This is a genomic window from Duganella alba, assembly GCF_009674495.1.
Taxonomy (GTDB): domain Bacteria; phylum Pseudomonadota; class Gammaproteobacteria; order Burkholderiales; family Burkholderiaceae_D; genus Rugamonas; species Rugamonas alba.
On record NZ_WKJN01000049.1, the window covers coordinates 1 to 23,560 of the forward strand.

Annotated in this window: 24 protein-coding genes and 1 pseudogene; 17 read left to right on the forward strand and 8 right to left on the reverse strand. The window is 64.1% G+C overall.

Going from position 1 to position 23,560, the window contains the following annotated elements; genetic code table 11:
• From GJ695_RS27605 to GJ695_RS27620, 4 genes and pseudogenes are all read right to left on the reverse strand, one after another.
• Positions 1 to 386 (reverse strand): annotated as a pseudogene (locus GJ695_RS27605) (tetratricopeptide repeat protein); the annotation flags it as partial.
• Positions 383 to 2,218, reverse strand: a complete 1,836-nt coding sequence (gene mshL, locus GJ695_RS27610; protein ID WP_154370308.1) for a pilus (MSHA type) biogenesis protein MshL — start codon at positions 2,216 to 2,218, stop codon at positions 383 to 385. The pseudogene GJ695_RS27605 and the gene mshL (GJ695_RS27610), both read right to left, overlap by 4 nt.
• Positions 2,219 to 2,294: 76 nt before the next feature.
• The gene (locus tag GJ695_RS27615) at positions 2,295 to 3,227 is read right to left on the reverse strand and encodes an ExeA family protein (RefSeq protein ID WP_154370309.1); all 933 of its coding nucleotides are present in this window, start codon (positions 3,225 to 3,227) and stop codon (positions 2,295 to 2,297) included.
• 8 nt (positions 3,228 to 3,235) lie between these two features.
• Entirely contained in the window at positions 3,236 to 3,952 is a 717-nt protein-coding gene (locus tag GJ695_RS27620) for an ABC transporter ATP-binding protein (RefSeq protein WP_154370310.1), read from the reverse strand.
• Between the two features lie 133 nt (positions 3,953 to 4,085).
• Between GJ695_RS27620 and GJ695_RS27625 the strand changes: the two genes are divergently transcribed.
• The 15 genes from GJ695_RS27625 to GJ695_RS27695 all read left to right on the forward strand — a co-directional run bounded on the left by GJ695_RS27625 (position 4,086) and on the right by GJ695_RS27695 (position 17,354).
• Positions 4,086 to 5,792 (forward strand): GspE/PulE family protein, encoded by a 1,707-nt coding sequence (locus tag GJ695_RS27625; protein WP_154370311.1) that lies wholly within the window; start codon positions 4,086 to 4,088, stop codon positions 5,790 to 5,792.
• Between the two features lie 4 nt (positions 5,793 to 5,796).
• Positions 5,797 to 7,023, forward strand: a complete 1,227-nt coding sequence (locus GJ695_RS27630) for a type II secretion system F family protein (RefSeq protein WP_166455351.1) — start codon at positions 5,797 to 5,799, stop codon at positions 7,021 to 7,023.
• A gap of 58 nt (positions 7,024 to 7,081) precedes the next feature.
• Positions 7,082 to 7,552: a hypothetical protein gene (locus GJ695_RS27635; RefSeq protein ID WP_154370313.1), complete on the forward strand. Its 471-nt coding sequence runs from the start codon at positions 7,082 to 7,084 to the stop codon at positions 7,550 to 7,552.
• A 39-nt stretch (positions 7,553 to 7,591) separates the two neighbouring features.
• The gene (locus GJ695_RS30545) at positions 7,592 to 8,131 is read left to right on the forward strand and encodes a pilus assembly FimT family protein (RefSeq protein WP_154370314.1); all 540 of its coding nucleotides are present in this window, start codon (positions 7,592 to 7,594) and stop codon (positions 8,129 to 8,131) included.
• 28 nt (positions 8,132 to 8,159) lie between these two features.
• Complete coding sequence (locus GJ695_RS27645; protein ID WP_154370315.1) at positions 8,160 to 8,732, forward strand: pilus assembly FimT family protein; 573 nt, start codon at positions 8,160 to 8,162, stop codon at positions 8,730 to 8,732.
• A complete protein-coding gene (locus GJ695_RS27650) occupies positions 8,722 to 9,393 on the forward strand; it encodes a type IV pilus modification PilV family protein (RefSeq protein ID WP_154370316.1) in 672 nt (223 codons plus the stop codon). Before GJ695_RS27645 ends, GJ695_RS27650 begins: the two co-directional genes overlap by 11 nt.
• Positions 9,390 to 10,298 (forward strand): type II secretion system protein, encoded by a 909-nt coding sequence (locus tag GJ695_RS27655; protein WP_154370317.1) that lies wholly within the window; start codon positions 9,390 to 9,392, stop codon positions 10,296 to 10,298. Before GJ695_RS27650 ends, GJ695_RS27655 begins: the two co-directional genes overlap by 4 nt.
• Positions 10,295 to 10,783 (forward strand): pilus assembly PilX family protein, encoded by a 489-nt coding sequence (locus tag GJ695_RS27660; RefSeq protein WP_154370318.1) that lies wholly within the window; start codon positions 10,295 to 10,297, stop codon positions 10,781 to 10,783. Before GJ695_RS27655 ends, GJ695_RS27660 begins: the two co-directional genes overlap by 4 nt.
• Before the next feature lie 204 nt (positions 10,784 to 10,987).
• Entirely contained in the window at positions 10,988 to 11,842 is an 855-nt protein-coding gene (locus GJ695_RS27665) for an agglutinin biogenesis protein MshI (RefSeq protein WP_371866618.1), read from the forward strand.
• Complete coding sequence (locus GJ695_RS27670; protein ID WP_166455353.1) at positions 11,839 to 12,492, forward strand: hypothetical protein; 654 nt, start codon at positions 11,839 to 11,841, stop codon at positions 12,490 to 12,492. Before GJ695_RS27665 ends, GJ695_RS27670 begins: the two co-directional genes overlap by 4 nt.
• Entirely contained in the window at positions 12,489 to 13,196 is a 708-nt protein-coding gene (locus GJ695_RS27675; RefSeq protein WP_229260672.1) for a type II secretion system protein GspM, read from the forward strand. The genes GJ695_RS27670 and GJ695_RS27675 overlap by 4 nt, the downstream gene beginning before the upstream one ends.
• Positions 13,181 to 13,543 carry a hypothetical protein gene (locus GJ695_RS27680; RefSeq protein WP_154370320.1) on the forward strand — a complete coding sequence of 121 codons (363 nt, stop codon included), beginning with the start codon at positions 13,181 to 13,183 and terminating at the stop codon, positions 13,541 to 13,543. Before GJ695_RS27675 ends, GJ695_RS27680 begins: the two co-directional genes overlap by 16 nt.
• Positions 13,544 to 13,558: 15 nt before the next feature.
• Positions 13,559 to 15,319 carry a pilus (MSHA type) biogenesis protein MshL gene (gene mshL, locus GJ695_RS27685; protein WP_154370321.1) on the forward strand — a complete coding sequence of 587 codons (1,761 nt, stop codon included), beginning with the start codon at positions 13,559 to 13,561 and terminating at the stop codon, positions 15,317 to 15,319.
• A 2-nt stretch (positions 15,320 to 15,321) separates the two neighbouring features.
• The gene (locus GJ695_RS27690; RefSeq protein ID WP_154370322.1) at positions 15,322 to 16,215 is read left to right on the forward strand and encodes an ExeA family protein; all 894 of its coding nucleotides are present in this window, start codon (positions 15,322 to 15,324) and stop codon (positions 16,213 to 16,215) included.
• Positions 16,212 to 17,354: a tetratricopeptide repeat protein gene (locus GJ695_RS27695; RefSeq protein ID WP_154370323.1), complete on the forward strand. Its 1,143-nt coding sequence runs from the start codon at positions 16,212 to 16,214 to the stop codon at positions 17,352 to 17,354. Before GJ695_RS27690 ends, GJ695_RS27695 begins: the two co-directional genes overlap by 4 nt.
• On the opposite strand, the gene GJ695_RS27700 is transcribed toward GJ695_RS27695, so the two are convergent.
• The gene (locus GJ695_RS27700; RefSeq protein ID WP_154370324.1) at positions 17,351 to 18,172 is read right to left on the reverse strand and encodes a helix-turn-helix domain-containing protein; all 822 of its coding nucleotides are present in this window, start codon (positions 18,170 to 18,172) and stop codon (positions 17,351 to 17,353) included. The two genes, GJ695_RS27695 and GJ695_RS27700, sit on opposite strands and share 4 nt — an antisense overlap.
• Before the next feature lie 120 nt (positions 18,173 to 18,292).
• On the opposite strand from GJ695_RS27700, the gene GJ695_RS27705 reads away from it, so the two are divergent.
• Positions 18,293 to 20,011: a hypothetical protein gene (locus GJ695_RS27705; RefSeq protein ID WP_154370325.1), complete on the forward strand. Its 1,719-nt coding sequence runs from the start codon at positions 18,293 to 18,295 to the stop codon at positions 20,009 to 20,011.
• Here GJ695_RS27705 and GJ695_RS27710 read toward each other — a convergent pair.
• Genes GJ695_RS27710 through GJ695_RS27720 form a run of 3 tightly spaced genes read right to left on the reverse strand, consistent with a single transcriptional unit; the run spans position 20,006 to position 22,666 of the window.
• Entirely contained in the window at positions 20,006 to 20,977 is a 972-nt protein-coding gene (locus GJ695_RS27710; protein ID WP_154370326.1) for an HD-GYP domain-containing protein, read from the reverse strand. The two genes, GJ695_RS27705 and GJ695_RS27710, sit on opposite strands and share 6 nt — an antisense overlap.
• Before the next feature lie 14 nt (positions 20,978 to 20,991).
• Positions 20,992 to 22,170, reverse strand: coding sequence for a pyridoxal phosphate-dependent aminotransferase (locus GJ695_RS27715; RefSeq protein ID WP_154370327.1), 1,179 nt, complete (start codon positions 22,168 to 22,170; stop codon positions 20,992 to 20,994).
• A 58-nt stretch (positions 22,171 to 22,228) separates the two neighbouring features.
• Positions 22,229 to 22,666, reverse strand: a complete 438-nt coding sequence (locus GJ695_RS27720; RefSeq protein WP_154370328.1) for a putative toxin-antitoxin system toxin component, PIN family — start codon at positions 22,664 to 22,666, stop codon at positions 22,229 to 22,231.
• A gap of 36 nt (positions 22,667 to 22,702) precedes the next feature.
• On the opposite strand from GJ695_RS27720, the gene yaaA reads away from it, so the two are divergent.
• Positions 22,703 to 23,473: a peroxide stress protein YaaA gene (gene yaaA / locus GJ695_RS27725; RefSeq protein ID WP_154370329.1), complete on the forward strand. Its 771-nt coding sequence runs from the start codon at positions 22,703 to 22,705 to the stop codon at positions 23,471 to 23,473.
• Positions 23,474 to 23,560 lie beyond the last annotated feature (87 nt).

Consider the following 23,560-nt stretch of genomic DNA (forward strand, 5'->3'; position numbering starts at 1 on the left):
GGCGAGCCGGTGGCCTCGGCTGGTGCAATGCCTGCCGGAGCGGCGGCAGGCGCCGGCGCCGGCGGCGCGGCGATCGGATCGAGCGCCAGGTCCATCGTCAGGCCAGGTTCCCTGTGATCGCTGGCGGCTGGCAGCGGGCTGGGCGACGGACGTGGCGCCTCGGCGGCGGCCACCGGCGGCGCCAGTGGCTCCAGGCTCAGGCCATCCATCGGCGCCAGGCTGAAGTCCGCCGCGGCGGCCGGCCGGCTCATGCGCGGCGGCGCCGGTTCCGGCGTCAGCGCCAGGATCTGGTCGAATTCCTCCGACGGCTTGTCCAGCTCCTCATCGGCAACCGAGTTTTGTTTTGCGCGCTCCGCTTTCTTGAGCGCCTGCATTAGTAGACTCATGATCCATTCGCCTTCGGAACAGGGTACGGTTCAGTGTCCGGCGTCTGCCCCGGCAGCATGTAGCGGTAATCCTTGTAATCGCCGTTGACGCTGGCGTCCTTGACCACCACCGGGCGCATGAAAATCACCAGCTCGGTCTTGGTGCTGTTTTCGTTGCGGTAGGAGAACAGGTTGCCGACCAGCGGAATGCTGCTCAACAGCGGAATGCCATCCTTGGCGTTGTCCATCGAATCCTGCATCAAGCCGCCCATGACGGCGATTTGGCCGCTGTTCACCTTCATGATGGATTCCAGCTCGCGCGCCTGGATCACGGGGATGTTGCTGACCACCGAGCCCAGCGCCGGATTCGGGTCTTTCACCACGCCCACCACGCGGGTGATGGTTGGCCGCACGTTCAGCGTCACCTCGTCGTTGTCGGAAATCTGCGGCGTCACGCTCATCACAAAGCCGACCGGCACGGTTTCCAGGTGCGATTCATAGGTCGCAGGCGTGCTGACGCCGCCGCTGGAATTGAGCACGGCAGGCGTCACCTTGATGGTGAAGAAGACGTTGTTGTCGACCACCTTCAGCAGCGCGGTCTGGTTGTTCAGCACGCTGATTTTCGGGCTCGACAGCACTTTCACCTTGCCGAACGACTCCAGCAGCTGGATCGTGGTGGCGATGTCGCCGAGGCGGCTGGTCGGGTTGGTGTAGTTGAGCACGAACACGCCGGCGGTCGTGCCGGGATTGACGCCGCTCGGCAACGTGGTGCCGCCGACCTGTTGCTGGGTCAGCGTCAGGCCGCCCTTGCCGATCGACTTCCAGTTGATGCCCTGCTGATAGGAGTCGCTCAGCTTGACCTCGATGATGGTCGCCTCGATCAGCACCTGGCGCTTGGCCGCGCCCAGCACCACGTCGAGGAACTGCTGGATTTTTTCATGCTGGCGCGCGGTGGCGCGCACGGCGATCAGGCCGCCCTCGGGATTGACGATCACCGAGCTCCTGACCTTGGCGCTGACCGCGTCCTGGGCCGGCTGTTGCGGCTGGAAGACGCCGGGTCCGCCCTGCTGGGCGTTCTGCTGGCCGGCCAGCGGATTGACCGGCTCGTCACTGAGATTGGAGGCGCGCAGCATGTCGCGGATATTCTTTTCCAGGTTGAACCAGAAATTGTTATCCGAGCGGTTGGTGACCGCGGTAGTGGAGTTGTTGCTGCCGTTGCCCTGCGCGCCGTTGTTGTACTGCTGCGGCTGTTGTTGCTGGATCGGCTGGCCGTTGGCGCCGATGGCCTGCTGCTGCGTGTTGTTCTGCACCGACTGCTGGTACTGGCCCTGGCCGTTGTCGCTGCCGCCGTTGGCGCCGGTGGTGGAAATCTGCGTCGCGATGTTCACGCTGCTGGTGGTGCTGCGCGCGATGTTGACGTAATCGACCTTGTAATTGCGCCATTCCGGCGAGTCCGGCAGCACCGTCAGCGTGTTGCCGTTGATTTCATAACGCATGTCGACCTGGCGCTGGATGCGGGTCAGCAGCTGCGGCAGCGTCTGGTCGAGGGCATTCAGCGTGACCGTGCCTTCCAGGCCGGGATGGACGTCGACGTTCATGCCGGCGTCGCGCGCCAGCGCGAACAGCAGCGACTGCACCGGCACCTTGTGCACCGTGACGCTGAAGGTTTCCACCTTGGCGGCCGGCTTCGGCGGCGGCAGCGCCACGCTTTGCTGCACCGGCTCCGGAATCGAACCGGCCGGCACCGGCGGCTCGCTCAGGTGCGCGGGCGAATTGGGAATGCCATGGCTGGCGCAAGCGCTCAGCAATACACTGCAAACCAGGGGGGCGAGAGGGGAGCTGAATTTGTTCATCGTTTCTTTCCGGCCCAGGGGTGATGCAGGAAGTTGTTGTTTTTGTTGTGCTTTTGCAATTATGAATAGCATGATCTTACAAATTTCGTGCCACCGCAAGGATGGCCCCGCAAATTACCGCAATTATCAGGAGCAACAAACACGCCCGCGCAACAGCTTGCCTATCCACGGCGCCGCCCCAGTGTGCCGCCAGGCCGCGCCGGCGGCCGAACGGCGACTCGGCGATGGCCAGGCGCGCATGTCTGGCGTCGACCACCTCGGCGTCGTCGGCAAAGGCGGCCAGCAGCGCCTTGTCGGCCAAAATGTTGATGCGGCGGACAATGCCTGCGGACGCCTCGGCGATCAGGCGCGCGGCGGCCGGGCTGAACACGGCGCCGCCGTCATGGCCGGCCGCGCGCAGCCGGTGGGCCAGGAAATCGCCGGTCAGCGCGGCCGGCAGCGGCGGCACGTGGAAGCTGTGGGTGATGCGTTCCTTTAACTGGCGCATGCTGGACAGATCGAGGTTCTGGTCCAGCTCGGGCTGGCCGAACAGCACGATCTGCAGCAGCTTGCTGCGCGCGGTTTCCAGGTTGGTCAGCAGGCGGATCGCTTCCAGCGTGTCGAGCGGCATGGCCTGCGCTTCCTCCACCAGCAGCACCACCTGGCGGCCGGCGCTATGGCGCGCGATCAGCTCGCCATGCAGGCTGCGCTGGACTTCGTCGGCGCGCAGGCCGTGCGAGGCCAGCCCCAGTTCGGCGGCGATGGCGTGCTGCACTTCCAGCGGATCGAGGTTGGGATTGACGAGGTAGATGACGTCGATGTGCGGCGGCATGCGGCTTTCCAGCATGCGGCACAGCATGGTCTTGCCGGCGCCGACCTCGCCGGTCACCTTGATGATGCCTTCGCCGTGGCCGACCGCGTACAGCATGGCGTCCAGAATATCGCCGCGCTCGTTGCCTGAATAGAAGAAGGCCGGATTGGGCGTGATATTAAATGGCGACTCGCGCAGGCCGAAGTGGGACTGGTACATGGCCTGGCTCACGCGATGCAGGCCAGGAAGGCCTGTTCCAGGGTCGCGGCGCCGTAGTGGGCGCGGCATGCGGCTGGGGTGCCGGCAAAGCGGATACTGCCGTCGTGCAGGATGGCCATGCGGTCGCACAGTTCGTCGACGTCGGCCAGCGCGTGCGAGGTCAGGAACAGCGTGCTGCCGGCGCGGTGCAGTGCGCGCAACTGTTCTTTTAACAGGGCCCGCGCTTTCGGGTCGAGGCCGCTCATCGGCTCGTCCAGCACGTACAGCGGCTTGCGCGCCAGCAGGCAGGCGGCCAGGCCCAGCTTCTGGGTCATGCCTTTGGAATAGCTGCGCACCGCCCGTTTGAGGGCGTCCGCGTCCAGGTCCAGCGCGGCCAGCATCGCCGCCACGGCTTCAGGCTGGTAGGGCAGTCCCTGCAAGGTCAGCAGGTAGCGGATGAAATCGGCGCCGGTCAGATAGTAGGGCGGCGTGAAGCGTTCGGGCAAAAAGCCCAGCGGCTGGCGCGAGGCCGGCTGGTGGTGCGGCTGGCCGAAGATGTCGATGCTGCCGCCGTCGAGTGCACAAAAATCCAGCAGGCACTTGATCAGGCTGGTCTTGCCGGCGCCGTTGACGCCGACCAGGCCGAAGCATTCGCCGGCGCGCAATTCCAGGTCCACGCCGCGCAGCACGCTGGCCGCGCCGTAGCGTTTGACAACTTGCTGGAAGCGCAGGGCCGGAACGGTCATGGATAACATGGACGAAAGAAACGAGCCACACTGTAGCGCATCCGTCTGAAGAAAGCGACACCTTAGCTCGCTCCGCAGGCCCATCTGTCATAGAATGGCCGCAAGTTTTGGTGACAATTGACAAGGAGCGCTTATGTCCAGACCAGAAAAAGTGCGGTTGGGTGAAATTCTGGTGCAGCAAAAGTTGCTCTCCGAGGAGCAACTGGGCCTGGCGTTGGCCGATCAGAAGCGCAGCGGACGCAAGCTGGGCCGCGTCTTTGTCGAAAACGGCTATGTTACCGAGGAACAGATCGCCGGCGCGCTGGCGCGGCAGCTCAACATCCCGTATCTGAACCTGAAGTTTTTCAACATCAATCCCGAGATCGTCCGGCTGCTGCCGGAAACCCAGGCGCGGCGCTTCCGCGCGCTGGTGCTGGAAGACCGGCGCGGCTCGCTGCTGGTCGGCATGTCCGACCCGACCGACCTGTTTGCCTACGACGAGATCGCCCGCATCGTGCGCCAGGATATCGAACTGGCGGTGGTCAACGAGACCGAGGTGGTGGCGGCGATCGACCGCATCTACCGCCGCACCGAGGACATTTCCGACCTGGCGCGCGAGCTGGAGCAGGATCTCGGCGACGTGTCGGTCGACTTCGGCGCGCTGGCGGCGGCCAATCCCAACGTCGAGGAAGCGCCGGTGGTCAAGCTGCTGCAATCGGTGTTTGACGACGCGGCCCAGGTGCGCGCCTCCGATATCCACATCGAGCCGCAGGAAGGCCGGCTGCAGATCCGCTTCCGCATCGATGGCGTGCTGCACCTGCAAACCGAGTCCGATATCAAGATCGCGCCGTCGCTGGCGCTGCGCCTGAAGCTGATGTCGGATCTGGATATTTCGGAAAAGCGTTTGCCGCAGGATGGCCGCTTTGCCGTCCGCGTCAAGAACCAGCGCATCGACGTGCGTATCTCGACCATGCCGACCCAGTACGGCGAATCGGTGGTGATGCGTCTGCTGAACCAGAGCGGCACGCAGCTCAAGCTGGACGCGATCGGCATGCCGCGCGGCCTGCTGGAGAAGTTCCGCGCCATCGTCCAGCGTCCGAACGGGCTGGTGCTGGTGACCGGGCCGACCGGTTCCGGCAAGACCACCACGCTGTATTGCGCGCTGTCCGAGCTGAACTCGGTCGAGAAAAAGCTGATTACCGTGGAAGATCCGGTCGAGTACCGGCTGGCCGGCATCAACCAGGTGCAGGTCAACGACAAGATCGACCTGAACTTCGCCCGCGTGCTGCGCTCGGCGCTGCGGCAAGACCCGGACATTGTGCTGGTCGGCGAGATGCGCGACCAGGAAACCGCCGCCATCGGCCTGCGCGCCGCCATGACCGGCCACCTGGTGCTGTCGACCCTGCACACCAACGACGCCGTCAGCACGCCGCTGCGGCTGATGGACATGGGCGTGCCGCGCTACATGGTCGGCAGCTCGCTGCAGGCGGTGCTGGCGCAGCGCCTGGTGCGGGTGATCTGCGAAAGCTGCACCACGCCGTATGAGCCGACGCCGACCGAACGTGAATGGTTGAGCCTGGAACTGAACGACAAGGTCGACAAGGCGCGCTACTTCCACGGCAAGGGCTGCTCGCACTGCAACGGCATGGGCTATCGCGGCCGGACCGGCGTGTACGAATTGCTGGAGATGACGCGCGCAGTGGTGGACGCGGCCAACGATCCCGATCCGTCCAACTTCCTGAAAGTGGCGCAGCAGCAGATGGCCGGCGAAACGCTGCGCCGGCATGCGGTGCAACTGGTGGTGCAGGGCCGCACGACGGTGTCGGAAGCGATGCGCATCAGTAACCAGGTCGAGGATTAAGCCCGTGCCTTTCTTCGCATACAAGGGCCGCAACGCGCGCGGCGAGCTGATGCAAGGCGTGCTGGAGGCGATCGACAGCGGCGCCGTGGCCGACCAGCTGTTCAATACCGGCGTGACGCCGATCGAGATCGTCGTCACCAACAAGAAGGTGGCCGACGGCGACACCTGGTGGGCCAAGCTGCTGGAAAAAAAGGTCACGTCGATGGACGTGCAGTTGTTCAGCCGCCAGATGTACACGCTGCTCAAGTCCGGCGTGCCGATCATGCGCGGGCTGGCGGGCTTGCAGGAATCGGCGGTCAGCAAGTCGTTCGGCAAGGTCCTCAAGGATCTGCGCGAGTCGCTGGATGCGGGTCGCGAGCTGTCGGCCGCCATGCGCCGCCATCCGGAGGTGTTCACGCCGTTTTATCTGTCGATGGTGCGCGTGGGCGAGATGACCGGGCGGCTGGAGGAAGTGTTTTTGCGGCTGTTCGACCACCTGGAGTTCGACCGCGACATGCGCGACCGTGTCAAGACCGCGCTGCGCTATCCGAGCTTCGTGGTGTTTGCCATGATCGCCGCCATGGTGGTGGTTAACATCTTCGTGATTCCGGCCTTTGTCGGCGTGTTCTCCAAGTTTAACGCCGAGCTGCCGCTGATGACGCGGATTCTGATCGGCACCTCCAATTTCTCGGTGCGCTACTGGCCGGTGTTTGCGGTGGGGCTGGCGGCGGCGGTGTGGGGCTTCCGCGCCTGGGTGGCGACGCCCAAGGGCCTGTACCAGTGGGACAAGTTCAAGCTGAAAATCCCGGTGGCCGGCAAAATCATCCTGAAGGCGACGCTGGCGCGGTTTGCGCGCAGCTTCTCGCTGTCCAGCCGCAGCGGCGTGCCGATCGTGCAGGCGCTGTCGGTGGTGGCGCAGACCGTGGACAACGCCTACCTGACCGCGCGCGTGGAGCAGATGCGCGACGGTGTCGAGCGCGGCGAAAGCATTCTGCGCACGGCCACCGCCGCCAGCGTGTTTACGCCCATCGTGCTGCAGATGATCGCCGTGGGCGAGGAGAGCGGCTCCATCGATGAACTGATGGACGAGATTGCGCAAATGTATGAGCGCGAAGTCGATTACGAGTTGAAGACCCTGTCGGCGCAGATCGAACCGATCCTGATTGTATTCCTGGGCATCATGGTGCTGGTGCTGGCGCTGGGTATCTTCCTGCCGATCTGGGATCTGGGCAAGGCCGCCTTGCATCACTGAGCATAAAATTGTGACTTTATCGGCAACATTTGTGACTGCGAAACAACGGGGCGCGAGCTTGCTGGAGTTCACCGTTTCCGTAATTGTGGTAGGCGTTTTGCTGGGTTTTTTGCTGCAGCGGGTCTGGTATTACCAGGGCGAAGCGGAGCAGGCGGCGGTGCAGATGACGGTGGCGAATGTGCGTACCGCCTTAGAAATTAAGGTAGCGCAAGCAAAATTGCCCGGGCGCAGCGAGGATTTAACCTTTTTGACCGAAGAAAATCCGTTCGACTTGTTAAATGTGAAACCATCCAATTATGCCGGCGCGTTGTTCAGCCCTTCGGATCAAGACATCGGCGCAGGCAACTGGTGCTTCGACCGTAGCAATAAAAGTCTGATTTATTTGTTAAATTTTGGAAATTCTTTTCGAGATGCTGAAACGAAACGTTTGAAATTCAAGGTAAAATTGTTCCGCTTGCCCCATAGCCCCGCCAAGCCGTCAGGCGCACCTGAGTCTCTAGGTGTGGCCTTTGAGCAAGAGAAGGACTAGCGCAATCCGCGCAAATTTTTCGACGTTTTGGAGAGAGTAATGAACAAGCAAGCCAGCATCGCATCCCGTCAACGCGCCCAGGGCGGTTTCACGCTGATCGAGCTGATCGTAGTGATCGTGATCCTTGGCATTCTGGCGGCAACCGCGTTGCCGAAGTTTGCCAATTTAGGTGGTGATGCGCGCCTGGCGTCGCTGAATGCGGCAGCAGGTTCCCTTAAGTCGGTGTCATCCATGGCGCACGGTCAAGCGCTGGTCAATAACTCTAACGTGACCGCAGCGGACGGTTCTAAAACGACCATGGAGGGGACGGACGTCAACCTGGTCTTCACGTATCCGAAGGCAGATATCTCCACTACCACGGCGGCGGGTTTGACCGACACTGACTATACGATTAATGTAGGTCCTGTCACCGCCGTAGCGGGCACCACTCCAGCGGTAGCTAGCGACGAAGTCCTGGTGCGTCCAAAAGGCATCTCCGCAGCCGCTGGCGAGAATTGCTGGATTAAATACAAACAGGCGGCAAGCGCTACTGTGCCTCCAGTAGTCACTGTCAACGCCAATGCCACTAATTGCCAGTAAGGCGGCGTAATGCCTGCCTGGTGACACCGTGCACACAGCCTTCGTTCCGCGCCGCGCCGCCGGCTTCACGATGGTGGAATTAATCACGGTGATCATATTGGTGGGGATATTGGGCGCGATAGGCAGTTCCCGGTTCTTCAGTAAGACGGTGTTCGAGAACCGGGCGTATGCCGATCAGGCCAAGACCATCATCCGCTACGCGCAAAAGCTCGCCGTCGCCCGGAATCGTCCGGTCTTCGTGCGTTCGGACGGCAACAGCTTTGCCGTCTGCGCGAATGCCGCGTGCGACGCCAGCGGCATCGTGCCCGCCCCAGGCGGCAGCAACGACGGCAGCGCCGCAACCAAACTCAACTGTCAGCAGAACAATGCGTATGCGCCGCAATGGATGTGCACAGGCCGCCCAACCGGCGTCACTGTCGCCGCCGAGACCGCCCGGCCTGAATTTGGCGCCGGCGGTTTCTTCTCTTTCGATGCGATGGGCCGTCCGTTCAACAAGGACGGTAGCGCCTTGACGGCAATGACGTTGACCTTCAGCAGCGGCGGCAACACCACCAGGTGGCTGCTCTGGCCGGAGACGGGGTATCTGCAAAATGTGCCATAGCGCCCACCGCCAGCAAGGCGTGACCATTGTCGAGCTGGTGATTTTTATTGTCATCGTCGGCATCGCGGCAGCCGCCATTTTGCAGGTGGTGAACCTGGCCACCCGAAACAGTGCCGACCCGCTGCGCCGCAAGCAGGCCATGCTGATTGCCGAGGCGTATATGGAAGAAGTCCAGCAGGCGCAGTTCACCGTGTGCGATGTCAGCGACGCCAATGCCGCGACCGCCACCATCGCCGAGCAGGGCGCCGGCGCTTCCGACCCCACCAGGTGCGCGAGCGCCCCCAAGACTTTCGGGCGGGTCGGCACCAAAAGCCGGCCGTATGACAACATCACTGATTACGTCTCCGTTGGATACAAGCTGGGCAACGCGGAACGTGCTTTTGTGGGCACCGATTCTTCCGGCAAACAGGTCGACACCGACGTGGCCGGCAATCCGCTGGGCGCCAGCTCGATTGGCACCACGCTGGGTAACAGTGCGCTGGACGGCATTACGACCACCCTGGCGCTGAACAATGTGGCTGGACTGGGCGGCTTGAATTCCGATGCCAGCGATCCCAAAACGATGATCGCGCTGCGCATCACCATCACCACTACCTATGGTCCGGGCCAGTCCATCACACTGGAAGGCTACCGTACCCGCTACGCGCCGGAGGCCCGATGAGACAACTGATCGGCAAACGCGCACGCGGCTTCACGCTGGTCGAAGCGATCATTGTCATGGTGCTGACCGCCATTCTGGCCAGCATCATGGTGTTGTTCATCCGCAGTCCGGTGCAGAGCTACATCGATAGCGCCGGGCGCGCCGACCTGACCGACGTGGCGGAAATTGCCCTGCGCCGCATGGCGCGTGAAGTCCACGGCGCGGTGCCCAACAGCCTGCGGTTGACGACCTCCGGCAACACCTCGTTCCTGGAATTTATTCCCAGCAAGGCCGGCGGCCGTTATCTTGCGGAAGACGACGGCGCCGATCCTGCGATCCATCCTGCCCTGAGTTTTACCCAGACGAACCCCCAATTTGAGGTGGTCGGCCCCATGCCGCCGGATCCTTACGCCATCGCGAATAACGACTTCATCATCATCAATAATTTTGGCGCCGGCTTTACCGATGGCGATGCGTATGCTTACGATGTGGCCAGCAACAAGCTTGCCAACAACGTGTCCCAGGTCCAGTCGGTTAACGTTCCCGGCAAGGTCGTCACCCTTGTCAGGAATCAGTTTGCCGGCCACGTCAGTCCTTTGCCCAGCAAACGCTTCATCGTCGCGGGCGCGCCGGTGACCTTTGCCTGTGAAAACGATGCGACGGGTGGCAAAGGCCATTTGACCCGTTACTGGAACTATGGTTTCAAACCGGTCCAGGTCGATCCGAAGTCAGTCGGCGGCGCCTCAAGCGCGCTGCTGGCCGACAATGTGATGGGATGTAATTTCTCGGTGACGGCCCTGGCCAACCGCCAGGCAGCGCTGGTGGGCCTGGCGATCGCGCTGGCGCGGGCCAAGCCGGGGGCGGGCGGCAACGGCCTGGAGGCGGTGACGCTGGCCCAGCAAATTCACGTGGACAACACGCCATGAGCCGATTCGCATTCCCACGTCGCAAATCGGCAGGCGTTGCCATCGTCACCGCGATTTTCCTGCTGGTGGTGGTGGCCGGTCTGGCGGTGGCGATGGTCTCACTGACCACCACGCAGGAGGACGCGTCGGCCAAGGATTTGCAAGGAGTGCGCGCCTATCAGGCGGCGCGTGCCGGCGTCGAATGGGCGCTGTACAAAGGATTGCAGTCCGGGCTCACGCCGCCACAGCCATCAACCTCGCTGGGCTGCGGCCCGCCCATCAATGTGGCGCTGCCGAAGGATAATACCCTGTCGTCGTTCACAGTGACTGTCGTCGTGACCTGCGACCCAGCGGTGAACGGGATTGCCGGCGGTACCAACGATTCCACCGCCTACCACGTCCTGATTACGTCGGTCGCCTGCAACCAGCCTGGGACCGATGGCAACTGCCCCAATGTCGCGCCGGGGCCGGATTACGTCCAGCGCAGGGTGACGGCGCAGCTGTAAGCGGGTGTGGCGGAATGTGGCTATTTTTGCAGAATGGTTGTCATTTTAAGCATGAAGTGGTCGGTAAGTTGAATATAATCAAGCATCTAGCGCGTTAACCTCGTGTAGTGAGATATGGGTTTCTTTAAAAGAGCGAAAAAAACCGATGGCTGGCTGACTGTCACTTTCTTGAGGGACGGAATCTGTGCGGGCCGCGTTCAGCGCGTGCGCGACGCCAAGGCCATCGTCGAGGTGGCGGCCTTCCATCCGGCCGGCAGCAGTTTTTCGCCCGAGGCGCTGGAGCATCTGGGCAAGGAGCTGAAAGCCGGCGGCTATTATTGCGGCACCATGCTTGGCGGCGGCGAGTACCAGCTGCTGACGGTCGATGCGCCCAACGTGCCGCAGGACGAACTCAAGACCGCCGTGCGCTGGCGCTTGAAGGATATGCTCGACTTCCATATCGACGACGCCACCATCGACGTGCTGGACATCCCGGTCGACAACAGCGCCGCCTCGCGCGGCCATTCGATGTTCGCCATCGCCGCGCGCAACACGGTGATCCAGGCGCGCCAGGCGCTGTTCAGCGAAGTCAAGCTGGACCTCAACGTGATCGACATTCCCGAAATGGCGCAGCGGAATATCTCGGCGCTGCTGGAAACCGAAGGCCGCGGCCTGGCCATGTTGTCCTTCGACGCCGACGGCGGCTTGCTGACCATCACCTACAAGGCCGAGCTGTACCTGTCGCGCCGCATCGATGTGACCCTGGAGCAGCTGCTGGAGCGGGATTCGATGCGCCAGCAAATCCACTTTGACAAGATCACGCTGGAGCTGCAACGCTCGCTGGATCACTTCGACCGCCAGTTCTCCTTCGTCAACGTGCTCAAGCTGTTGCTGGCGCCGACCGGCGCCGAGGGCTTGCACGAGCACCTGACCGGCAATCTCTATATGCCGGTGGAGGCGATGGAGCTCGGCGACGTGTTCGACCTCGGCAAAGTGCCGGCGTTGCAGGACGTCGAGCAGCAGCGGCGTTTCTTCCTGACCCTGGGCGCGGCCCTGCGGCACGAGGAGGTGCGTCTGTGAGCCAGCAGATCAATCTGTTCAATCCGATCTTCCTCAAGCAGAAGAAGATCTTCACCGCGCTGCCGATGGCCGAGGCGCTGGGCGTGATCGTCGCCGGCGCCTTGCTGCTGGACTGGTACGCGGCGCAGCGCGTGGCCGACTTGCAGCGCGAGGCCGATGAAGGCAAGGCCCTGTTGGCCGGACGCGAGCAGCGCCTGGTGAAAGCCAACGCGCAGTTCGCGCCGCGTGCCAGGGACGTCAGGCTGGCAGCCGAACTGGCCGAAGCCCAGGCGGAACTGAAAGCATTGCACGATGTGTCGTCGGTGTTGCAAGGCGGCGCGCTGGGCAATACGGCCGGCTATGCCGAATACTTCCGCGCGTTTTCGCGCCAGAACGTCAGCGGCTTGTGGCTGACCGGCGTGACCATCAGCGGCGCCGGCAACGATATCGGCGTGCAGGGCAGGGCCATGCAGGCGACACTGATACCGAACTACATCGCCCGCCTGACCGGCGAACGCGTCATGCACGGCAAGAGCTTTTCCAGCCTGAATATCGGCCGGCCCGAGGCCGCCCAGCCAACGCAGCCGGCGCCACAGGGCGCGGCGCCGGCCGCAGCGGCGTTCGTTGAATTCAGCTTGCAATCGACTGCCGTGCAGGAGGCCGCCAAATGAAACAAATGGCGCAGCAACAATGGCTCAAGTTGAGCACCCGGCTGGACGCGATGACGCTGCGCGAGCGCGCCATGGTGTTCGCGGCGGTGGTGGCGGCGATCCTGTTCCTGATCTATACCGTTTCGGCCGAGCCGCTGCTGAAGCGGCAGGACGCGCTGCGCACCCAGATCAAGCAGCAGCAGAACCAAATCGCCGGCATCGATATGGAAATCGTCGGCAAGGCGCAAGGCTTCAATGCCGATCCCGACGCCGCCACCCGCGCGCAGTTGGGCGCCGTGCGCAATGAGATCGACGCCACCAGCTCCAGCCTGATGGCGGTGCAAAAAGGCCTGGTCGCGCCGGACAAGATCGCGCCGCTGCTGGAGCATCTGTTGCAAGGCAATGGCCGGCTGAAGCTGTTGTCGATGAAGACGCTGCCGGTGGCCGGCCTGAACGAATCGGTACAGTCAGCCGCGCCTGCCGCCACCCCAGCGGCCGACAAAGCGGCAGCCGCCAAGCCGCGCGAGCTGTTGTACCGCCATGGCGTGGAGATCGTGGTGCAGGGCAGTTACCTGGACATGGTCAGCTACATGCAGGCGCTGGAAACCCTGCCGGTGCAGCTGTTCTGGGGCAAGGCCCGGCTGGACGCCGAGCAGTATCCGAACTCGCGCCTGACGCTGACCTTGTACACGTTGAGCCTGGATCAGAAATGGATGAAACTATGAACCGCCTGCCGCTGCTGTGCGCCTGCCTGCTGCTGTCCGGCGCCGCCGCCGCACAAACGCTGGCCGATCCGACCCAGCCGCCGCCCGAGTCGCGCCTGCTGCCAGCCAGCCAGGCCGATGTGCCGGCGTACCAGGGGCCGCGCCTGCAATCGGTGCTGATCGGCTCGCACGGGCGCGAGGTGGCGGTGATCGACGGCCAGACCATCCGCAAGGGCGAGAAGTTCCACGGCGCCACGCTGGTCCAGGTCAGCAAGAATTCTGTAGTGCTGCAAAACGGCCGGAGCAGGCAAGTGCTGACCTTGTTCCCTGAAGATGTCAAGCAGGCCGCTCCGAAGGCAGCTTATTAAACGCGAAGAATGCATATGCAAAAAATCCTGACCATCGCTCTCGTGACCACGCTGCTGCTCAGCGGCTGCGGTGCGCCGTCCACGCGCGATACCTACGACAAGATCAGCAGCGAAGTGAACGCGGCGGCCGCCAAGCCGGCGGTGGTCACCCAGAGCGACGCCGTGGCGAGCGCCTTGCTGCCGCCGGTGTCGCAGCTGGCCGACCAGTTGCCGAAGGCGCGCGCGGTGCTGGAGGAGCGCTTCAATGTGTCGTTCAACAATGTGCCGGTGCAGCAGTTCTACAACTCGATCGTGGCCGGCACGCGCTACAACATGCTGATCAATCCCGAGGTCACCGGCAATATCACCGCCAACCTGAAGGACGTGACCCTGTTCGAGGCACTCGACGCGGTGCGCGAGCTGTACGGCTACGACTACAAGGTGGAAGGCACGCGCATCTACATCCGTCCGCTGACCATGCAGACCAAGATTTTCAAGGTCAACTACCTGACGGCCAAGCGCAAGGGCGTGTCCAGCCTGCGCGTGTCGTCGACCTCGGTGGCCAACGCCGGCACCAGCAATAGCGGCGGTCAGAACAACAACGGCAATAACAATAATAACAATAACAACAACGGCAGCAACGACCCCAACAATCCGAACGGCGGCCAGACCCAGCGCGACTCCGCCAACGTCTCCACCACCTCGGAGAGCGATTTCTGGCAGGAGCTGAAGTCGGCGCTGGAAGCGCTGGTGGAAACCGGCAAGGACAACCGCAGCGTCACCATCAGCCCGCAGTCGGGTGTAATCGTGATCCGCGCCATGCCGGACGAGTTGCGCAATGTGGACATGTATCTGAAAGCCACGCAGCTGTCGGTCGACCGCCAGGTGATCCTGGAAGCCAAGATCCTGGAAGTGGAACTGAACAATAATTACCAGAGCGGCGTGAACTGGTCGGCCTTCGGCAAGTTCGCCAGCGGCGGCAACAACCGCTTCTCGGCCGGCACGCTGCAGCCCGGCACCACGCTGGCGCCGCTCGGCACCGCACTGAGCAGCGGCGGCCCGGCCGGCATCAACGCCTCGCCGGGCAGCACGCTGGGAGCGTCGGCCGATGCGGTCGGTTCGCTGTTCGGCATGGCTTTCCAGACCAGTAACTTTGCCGCGCTGATTTCCTTCCTGGAAGGACAGGGCACCGTGCATGTGCTGTCCAGTCCGCGCATCGCCACGCTGAACAACCAGAAGGCGCTGCTGAAAATCGGCACCGACGAATTCTTTGTCACCGGCGTCAGCACCACCACGACCACCAGCGGCACCGGCACCGGCGTGACCACGCCGACCGTGACGCTGCAACCGTTCTTCTCCGGCGTGGTGCTGGACGTGACGCCGCAGATCGACGAAGATGGCAATATCATCCTGCACGTGCATCCGTCGGTGAGCCAGGTGTCGACCGTGAACAAGGGCTTGAACCTGGGTTCGCTGGGCAACTTCACGCTACCGCTGGCGGCGTCGTCGACGTCGGAAATGGACAGCATGGTGCGCGGCCAGAACGGCCAGGTGGTGGCCATCGGCGGCCTGATGCGTCAGGCCACGACCACCGACAATTCCGGCGTGCCGGGCGCCAGCAAGCTGCCGGTGCTGGGCGCGCTGTTCGGCAGCAAGAGCGAAGTGCTGCAGAAGCGCGAGCTGGTGGTGCTGATCAAGCCGACCATCGTCGAGACCTCGTCCGACTGGAACCAGGATCTGCTCGACAGCGGCCGCCGCCTGAAAGAACTGGACCCCGGCCGCAACAAGGGACGCTAATCATGTACAGCAAACACTTCGGCCTGCGCGAGGCGCCGTTCAGCATCACGCCGGACACCAGCTACTTTTTCACCAGCCCGCATTCGCAGGAGGCGTTGAATACCTTGCTGGTGGCGGCCAAGAGCGGCGAGGGCTTCATCAAGATCACCGGCGAGGTGGGCACCGGCAAGACGCTGCTGTGCCGTAAGTTCATCGCGACGATCGGGCCGGAGTTTGTCACCGCGTATATTCCGAATCCGTATCTGGAACCGCGCACGCTGATGCTGGCCCTGGCCGATGAGCTGGAGGTGCCGCTGGAAAAGGATGTCGATCAACATCAGCTGCTGAAGTCGATCACGCAACGCCTGATGGATCTGGCGCGCGAGGGCAAGCAGGTGCTGTTGCTGCTGGACGAGGCGCAGGCGATTCCGACCGAGAGCCTGGAGGCGCTGCGCCTGCTGACCAATCTGGAGACGGAAAAGCGCAAGCTGTTGCAGATCGTGCTGTTCGGCCAGCCCGAGCTGAACCAGCATTTGCAGGCGACGGCGATCCGCCAGCTGGCGCAGCGCATCACCTTCCACTATCACCTGGGGCCGCTGACGCGGGACGATATCGAGTATTACATCGCGCACCGCCTGCGCGTGGCGGGCTACACCGGCGGGCGCCTGTTCCACCGGGCGGCGATTTCGCGGCTGTACAAGGCCAGCGGCGGGATTCCGCGCCTGGTGAACATCATGGCCAATAAATCGCTGATGCTGTGCTTCGGCGAAGGCAAGCAGCAGGTGACGCGGCGTCATGTGAACCTGGCGGCCAGCGATACGGTGACGCCGTCGCGCCGCTTGCGCTGGCCGTGGCTGGCCGCCGGTGTAAGCTTGCTGATCGCCGCTTGCGGCCTGACCTGGGCGCTGACCAAATGAGCCTGATTAATAAAATGCTGCAGGATCTGGATGCGCGCGGCGGCGCCACGGCGGCCGGGGAACAGCCGGATGTGAAGGCGGTGCCGGCCGTCGAACGTGATCGCCGGCCGCTGGTGCTCGGCGGCGCGGCGCTGGGCGTGGTGGTGCTGGCGGCCGGCGGCTGGTTCGGCTGGCAGTACTGGACATCGCACCGCACGCCGCCCGGCCCGGTGCCGAAGGTGGTTGATAACTGCATTCCTGACCGGCCGCGTTTCCAGGAGCCGCCGACCGCCATCAAGCCGGTCGCCGCGCCGGCGCCGGCCGGCGCCCCGGTGGCCGAAGCGGCTGCACATGCCAGCGCGCCAGCCGCCAACATTCCAGCCGCCGCCGAGGCTGCAGCTTCGACCGCCGGCGCGCCATCGCACGCGGATGCCGACATCGCGCCAGGCACCAGCCGCGCATCCGCCAAGTCCAGGCGCGCCGCGCACAGTGCGGAAGGCGAGGGCGGCGAAACCGTCGCCGCAGCGCCTGCCCGCAAGGCCGCACGCGCGCCAGCCGCCTCGGCCGACGGTGTCGTGCTGCGCGAACTGACGCCCAAGCAGATGTCGGAAAACAGCTACCGCCGCGCGCTGGCGGCCTTGCAGGAAGGCCGCGTCAGCGCCGCGATGGCCGACCTGGACAAGGCGGTCGAACTCGACCCGCGCAACGACGCCGCGCGCCAGACCTATGTCAGCCTGCTGCTGGAAAACCGCCGCACCGACGACGCCATCCGCCAGCTGCGGCTGGCGCTCGGCATCGATGCGCGCCAGCCCGGCCTGGCGATGGTGCTGGCCAGATTGCAACTGGAAAAAGGCGGTCCGGCGCTAGACACGCTGCTCAAGACCTTACCCTACGCCACCAACAACGCCGACTACCAGGCCTTCCTGGCCGGCGTGCTGCAACGCGACCAGCGCCACGCCGAAGCCGCCGAGCACTACCGCGAAGCCCTGGGCCTCGCGCCCGGCAACGCCGTCTGGTGGATGGGCCTCGGTATTTCGCTGCAAGCCGACCAGCACCTGCCCGAAGCGCGCGAAGCCTACAAGCAGGCGCGCGCCAGCGCCGGCCTCACGCCCGAACTGAAAAGTTTCGTCGACAAAAAAATCGAACAGCTGTCGCGTTAAGCCTCGGCGCCATTTCGCCACGCGCTGGCCGTCACGCCGAAGCGGGCGCGGAAGGCGCGCGAAAAATGCGTCGCATGGGCAAAGCCATGCTGAAAGGCGATGGTGCTGATCGACAGCCGCGCCAATGACTGCTGGCGCAAGGCCTGCTGGCAGGCGCGCAGGCGCGATTCCCACAACCACGCGGTAAAGGTCTGCGTTTCGGCGGCAAACAGCCGATGGATATGGGCCGCCGACAAACCCAGCGCCGCACCCACCTGCGCCACCGACAGTTTCGCATCGCCCAGATGGGCCAGCGCATATTCGCGGATGCGCCTTAAATGGTATTGCGACAGCCGGGTGCGCTCGGCCGGCGGCGTCTCCTCCAGCGCCAGCAGGCAGCCGGCCACGGTGGCGATCAGCGCGTGGGCCGCATGGGCGGCGGCGGACGGCGGCAGGTCGTGCGGCGCGTGGAAATGGCTGTCGGCCATGATGGCGAGCAGCGCCACCAGCGGCTGCGAATTCTTCAGGCGGACAGCGGTCAGCCGGTCCAGTTCCGGACAGGCGCTGCGCAGGGGCGCCGCCGGTATCACCAGCAGCAGCTGTTCGCTGGCGGCCTGCAACTCCACCCGGTAATCGTCGGCCGCCGAATAGAGCGCCATGTCGCCCGGTCCCAATTGCGCGGTGCGGCCGTGCTGGTGCACCTTGCTGGCGCCGCGCCGCTGGATCGCCAGCAGGAAGGTGCCGGCATCCGCCGGCCAGGCCGGCTGCGGCGCACTGAGCCGCAGCATGTCGATCATGCCGACAGCACGGCGCGCGCCCTGCGGCTGGGATTGCATCATGCTAGGTCTCCGGGAGAGGGAAAGTTAATAAATAGCTACTTCGGGTACATTCGCGCTGCCATCGTTGAATTATTATAACGGCAATGCCATTGTTTTTAATTTAACCTTAAGGAACATGCTATGACTCTTGCCTTTGCACTGACCCGCCGTCTGCCGGTAAAAGGATTGCTGCCCTTGCTGCTGTCGGCGGCGGTCAGCCAGGCTTACGCCGTCGACCACGGCGCCAACGGCGCGGCCGACAACAAGAACCAGACGCTGTCGGGCGCCGGCAATGTCAGCGCCACGCTGAGTGCGACCGGCGGCAACGGCGGCGACGGCGCCTTAAGCGGCGGCAATGGCGGCGCCGCCAGCGCGGTGCTGGACCTGACCGCGCTGTGGACGGCGAACGCGACGATTTCGGCCACCGGCGGCAATGGCGGCAACGTGGTGCCGGCCAATCCCGACAGCGGCTATGGCTATGGCGGCGACGCCACCGCCAGCGGCGTGCTGCACGGCGCCGGCGCGGCCGGCAGCGCCACCGCGCAGGGCGGCAGCTTCGGCGGTTTATACGCGGGCGTGCCCAACGCCGGCAACGCCACCAGCAGCCTGACCGCGTTGACCAGCGGCGCGCAGGCGGTGGACCTGGCGTCGTCCGCTTATGCCGGCCTGGGCGGCGGCGCCAGCGTTGCCAGTCTGCTGGTGGACTCCGGCGTCGCACAGCCGGCGGCCGGCCATGCCAGCGTCACCGGCAATGTCAAGGCGATCGGCAATGATGCGACCACGGCGGGGAACAGCACCGCCACGCTGGGACTGCGCGGCAGCGGCAATCTGAGCGGCAGCAGTCTGGCGCTGGCCGGCGCTGTGTTTGACGATCCTTACGTCGGGCAAAGTCCGCGGGCGACTGCGCTCAGCACGGTGACCGGTGTCACCAGCGGCCAGCACGATGTGAGTTTGACCTCGACCGCCAAAACCGGCGTCCGGTTTCCGGCCGACGGCACTGCGATCGCCAACGCCAGCGGCCAATCGGGTAGCGGCAAGGTGGTGGTGGGGGCGGATGCCAGCACGGTGGGCTACACCTATGTGGTTGGCGCCGCCACGGCGCATGCGGTCGCGCGCGCCACGGAGCAGGGCGGTTCCGCCACCGCGACCGCCAGCGCCGACGGCATGTCCAGCAGCGCGCTGGCCGAGGCCTACAGCGTCGGCGCCGGCAGCGCCAAAGCCGTCGCCATTGGCAGTACCGGAGAACTCCTGGGCGGCGGCAGCACCATTGCGCACAGCACGTCCACTGACGGCGGCCAGCGCGCGTTGTATGCGTCCGTGGTTAGCGCCAGCAACTACACCGCCACCAGCGAAACGTCGTTCGGCGGCCTCGGCCTGGTCCTGCCGGGCTTGCAAAGCCCCTACGCCAACGGCTATGCCACCGCGACCGCAGGAGGAGCGGCGGGGCTGGGCGGGGGCGTGCAGGCCGCGAACGGTCCGGGTTTCGGCTATGTCGAGCTGGAGACGCATCATAGCTGGCAGCAGAGTATCGCCGCCGACCATCTGTGGCTGAAATTCCTGGACGTGAACTCCACGCCGCTTGGTTACTTCAGCCTGGATATCAGCAACAACGGTCAGTCGCTCTACTTTGGCGAGTTCAACTCGCAGAGCGAGGCCGACCAGTTCTTCATCGGGCACGCGCTGGATCTTGGGCCGCTCGGTGTCGGCATGCAGAATCTGGTGATCCATTCCAGCCTGGCCACCGGCTCATACGGTTTCAGCTACATTCTGGCGGTGCCGGAACCGCTGGAATGGCTGCTGATGTTGAGCGGCCTGACGCTGGTGATGGTGGCGGCGCGCCGCAAGTCGCGCCAGTCATAAGCTGGCCTGGGGGCCCCAGATCTGCTTCATGCTGAAGCGGGTCGAGGCCTGATCCTCGGTCAGGCCCTCGGTGATGGTCAGCGGGCCGTCATCGAGGCAGCGCGGCTGGGCCGGCGACAGCATGGCGCCGGCGGCGTCGCGCAGGGTGTGCACCTGCAGTCCGTTGCTGCACCCCTGGCGGCGGCTGATGACGCCGATTTCGCCGCTGGCCAGCCGCACCAGGCAGCCGGGCGGAAAATCGCCCAGTTCGCGGCGGAAGCAGTCGGCCAGGTGCGGATCGACCGGCGCCGTCTTGTCCTCGACCAGGTTGCGCAGCGCCAGGCTGGGCAGGATGGATTTGCGGTAGTTGCGCGCCGACACCTGGGCGCAGTAGCGGTCGGCAAAACTCAATAGTTTTGCGTTGAGCGTCACCTCCGGGCTGGCGATGCCGGCCGGGTAGCCGCTGCCTTCGTCGTTCTCGTGGTGCATCAGCACGCAGGAAATCCAGTCGTCGTCATCGATGCCGACGTCGCGCAGCATGTCGGCGCTTTCCGCCGGGTGGCGGCGCACGATGGCCATTTCCTCGCTGTCGAGCGGCGTGTTCTTGTTCTGGAAGCCTTCGTGATGGCGCAGCATGCCGACGTTCATGGTCAGCGCGGCGGCGGTCACGGTCAGCGTGCTGGCCGGATTCATGCCCATGCTGCGGGCGATCACCACCGTCACCACGGCCGTTTCGATACAGTGCCGCACGGCGTAGGTGCCGTTGATCTGGCTGAGGAAGATGCAGGCCAGCGCCACGTCCGGATTGATCTCCACCGCGCGGATCACGTCGCCCGCGATGTCGCGGATCTCGCCCTCGGCGTTGTGCTCGTTGCGCAGGTTGTGCAGCAGGCGTTCCAGCCGGCGGTTGCACAGGTTGAGCTGGTGCAGCACCGACGGCGTGGCTTCCGCAAACACCGGCGGCTCTAGTTGAGTGCTCTCGGACATGTTGAATCCCGATCTTAAACTTTGCCCAGGCGTTCCAGCGCGAGCGCCAGGGTCTCATCTTTTTTGGCGAAGCAGAAGCGCACGATGCCCGACTCCTTGCCCTGCTGGTAAAACGCCGACACGGGAATGGCCGCCACCTTGATTTCGGTGGTCAGCCATTCGGCGAATTCGGCTTCCGTCTGCGTCGAAATTTTATCGTAGCGCACGCACTGGAAGTAGGTGCCGTCGGCTGGCAGCAACTCGAAGCGCGTGTTGTTCAGGCCGTCGCGGAACAGATCGCGCTTGCGCTGGTAGAACGCCGGCAGTTCCAGGTAAGGTTTGGGATCGGCCATATAGCTGGCGATGCCGTGCTGCATCGGCGTGTTGACGCTGAACACATTGTACTGGTGGACCTTGCGGAACTCGGCCATCAAGGCGGCCGGCGCCGCCACGTAGCCGATCTTCCAGCCGGTGACGTGGTAGGTCTTGCCGAAGCTGGAAACGACGAAGGCGCGCGCCGCCAGCTCGGCATGGCGCGAGACGGACTCGTGCTGGTGGCCGTCATAGACCATGTGCTCATAGACCTCGTCCGACAGGATCAGCACGTCGGTGCCGCGCACGATGTCGGCCAGCGCCTGCATGTCGGCGGCGCGCAGCACGGTGCTGGTCGGATTGTGCGGCGTGTTGATGATGATCAGGCGCGTCTTGCCGTTGACGGCGGCGGCCACCTTGGCCCACGGCACGGTGTAGCCGGCCGGACCGACTTCCATCTCCACCGACACCGGCATGCCGCCGGCCAGCGTAATCGCCGGCACATAGCTGTCGTACACCGGTTCGATGACGATCACCTCGTCGCCCGGATGCACGCAGCAGAAGATGGCGGTGGTCAGCGCCTGGGTGGCGCCGGCGGTGACGGTGATCTCGCTGTCCACGTGGTACTGGTGGCCATAGAGGGCGGCGATCTTGGCGACGATGGCCTGGCGCAGCACCGGCGCGCCGCTCATCATCGGATACTGGTTGAAATCGGCCTGCATGGCGTCGTTGACGGCGGCCAGCAGGCTGCGCTCGCAACCGAAGTCAGGGAAGCCCTGGCCCAGGTTGACAGCACCGGCTTGCGCGGCCAGCATCGACATGCGGGTAAATACGGTGGTCCCGACCGCCGGCAGGCGGGTGGTCAGGACAGGCGTCATCGGCAGATTGGTGCGGCTGTTCATGGCGACTGGGTAGTTGGCAGATCGCCTATTCTAGCTCAGCGTGCCGGCTTGCGTGCGGCTATGCCTCCAAAGTCCACTTCTCGGGCAACATCACCTTGAACATGCCTTCGCGGGCCAGGCGGCGGGCCAGTTTCAGCAGCGCCTTGTCCTTGGTGATCAGCACCTCGGCCTGGGCGTCGCGGGCGATTTCGAGGAATTTCTGGTCGTCCTTGTCGGTGCAGACCGGCAGGCGCACGCCCGATTGCGGCGGCGCCACCACCTTGATCAGCGCGTCGAAGCGGGCGGCGGCCAGCGGACGGCTGTCGTCGTCGAGCGGCAGGTGCTTGTAGTGCAGCACGATGTTGTACTCGTCGCGGCAGTCGGCGCGAGTGACCGCCTCGACCGCGCCGCGCTCGATGGCGCCCAGCAGCTCCGCCCAGCGCGGATCGTTGAACACGAACAGGTCGAGGCAAACATTGGTGTCGATGACGATGCGTTTCTTTGGAACAGGTATCATGTGGGCTAGTTATGTAAAAATGTTTTTTGGAATCTTATGCTGATAGTGCTTTCGCCTGCAAAAAGTCTCGACCTGGAGACGCCGCCCACCACCAAGCTGCACACCGAACCATCGTTTCTCGACCATTCCGAACAGCTGATCAACCGCCTGCGCGAGCTGTCGCCGACCGAACTGGGCGAGTTGATGGACCTGTCCGATAATTTATCCGCGCTCAACGTGGCGCGTTACGCCTCGTGGACGCGCGACACCAGCGAAGCGCGCCAGGCGGTGATGACCTTCAACGGTGACGTCTATGACGGCCTGGACGCCCGCACGCTGAAACCGCAGCAGCTGGATTACGCGCAATCGCGCATCCGCATCCTGTCCGGCCTGTACGGCATGCTGCGGCCGCTGGACCTGATCCACCCGCACCGGCTGGAAATGGGCACCCGCCTGAGCACGGCGCGCGGCAAGAGCCTGTACGAATTCTGGGGCGAGACCATTACCGATGCGCTGAACCGGCAGGCAAGCGAGCAGGGCGCCGACACGCTGGTCAACCTGGCGTCGGAAGAATATTTCAAGTCGGTCAAGCCCAAGCTGCTGGATGTGCCGGTGATCACGCCGCAGTTCGAAGACTGGAAAAACGGCAAATACAAGATTATTTCGTTCTACGCCAAGCGGGCACGCGGCCTGATGGCGCGCTACGCGGCCGTCAAAGGCATCACCGATCCGCAAAAGCTGAAGAAGTTCGACATCGACGGTTACCGCTACGTGCCGGACGCCTCCAACGACAACACCTGGCTGTTCCGCCGCAAGCTGGCTGAATAAACAAAACCGGGGTCAGTGCCGACATTCGGACACGAGCCCTGCCGTAGCGATCGCTACGGCAGGGCTCGTGTCCGAATGTCGGCACTG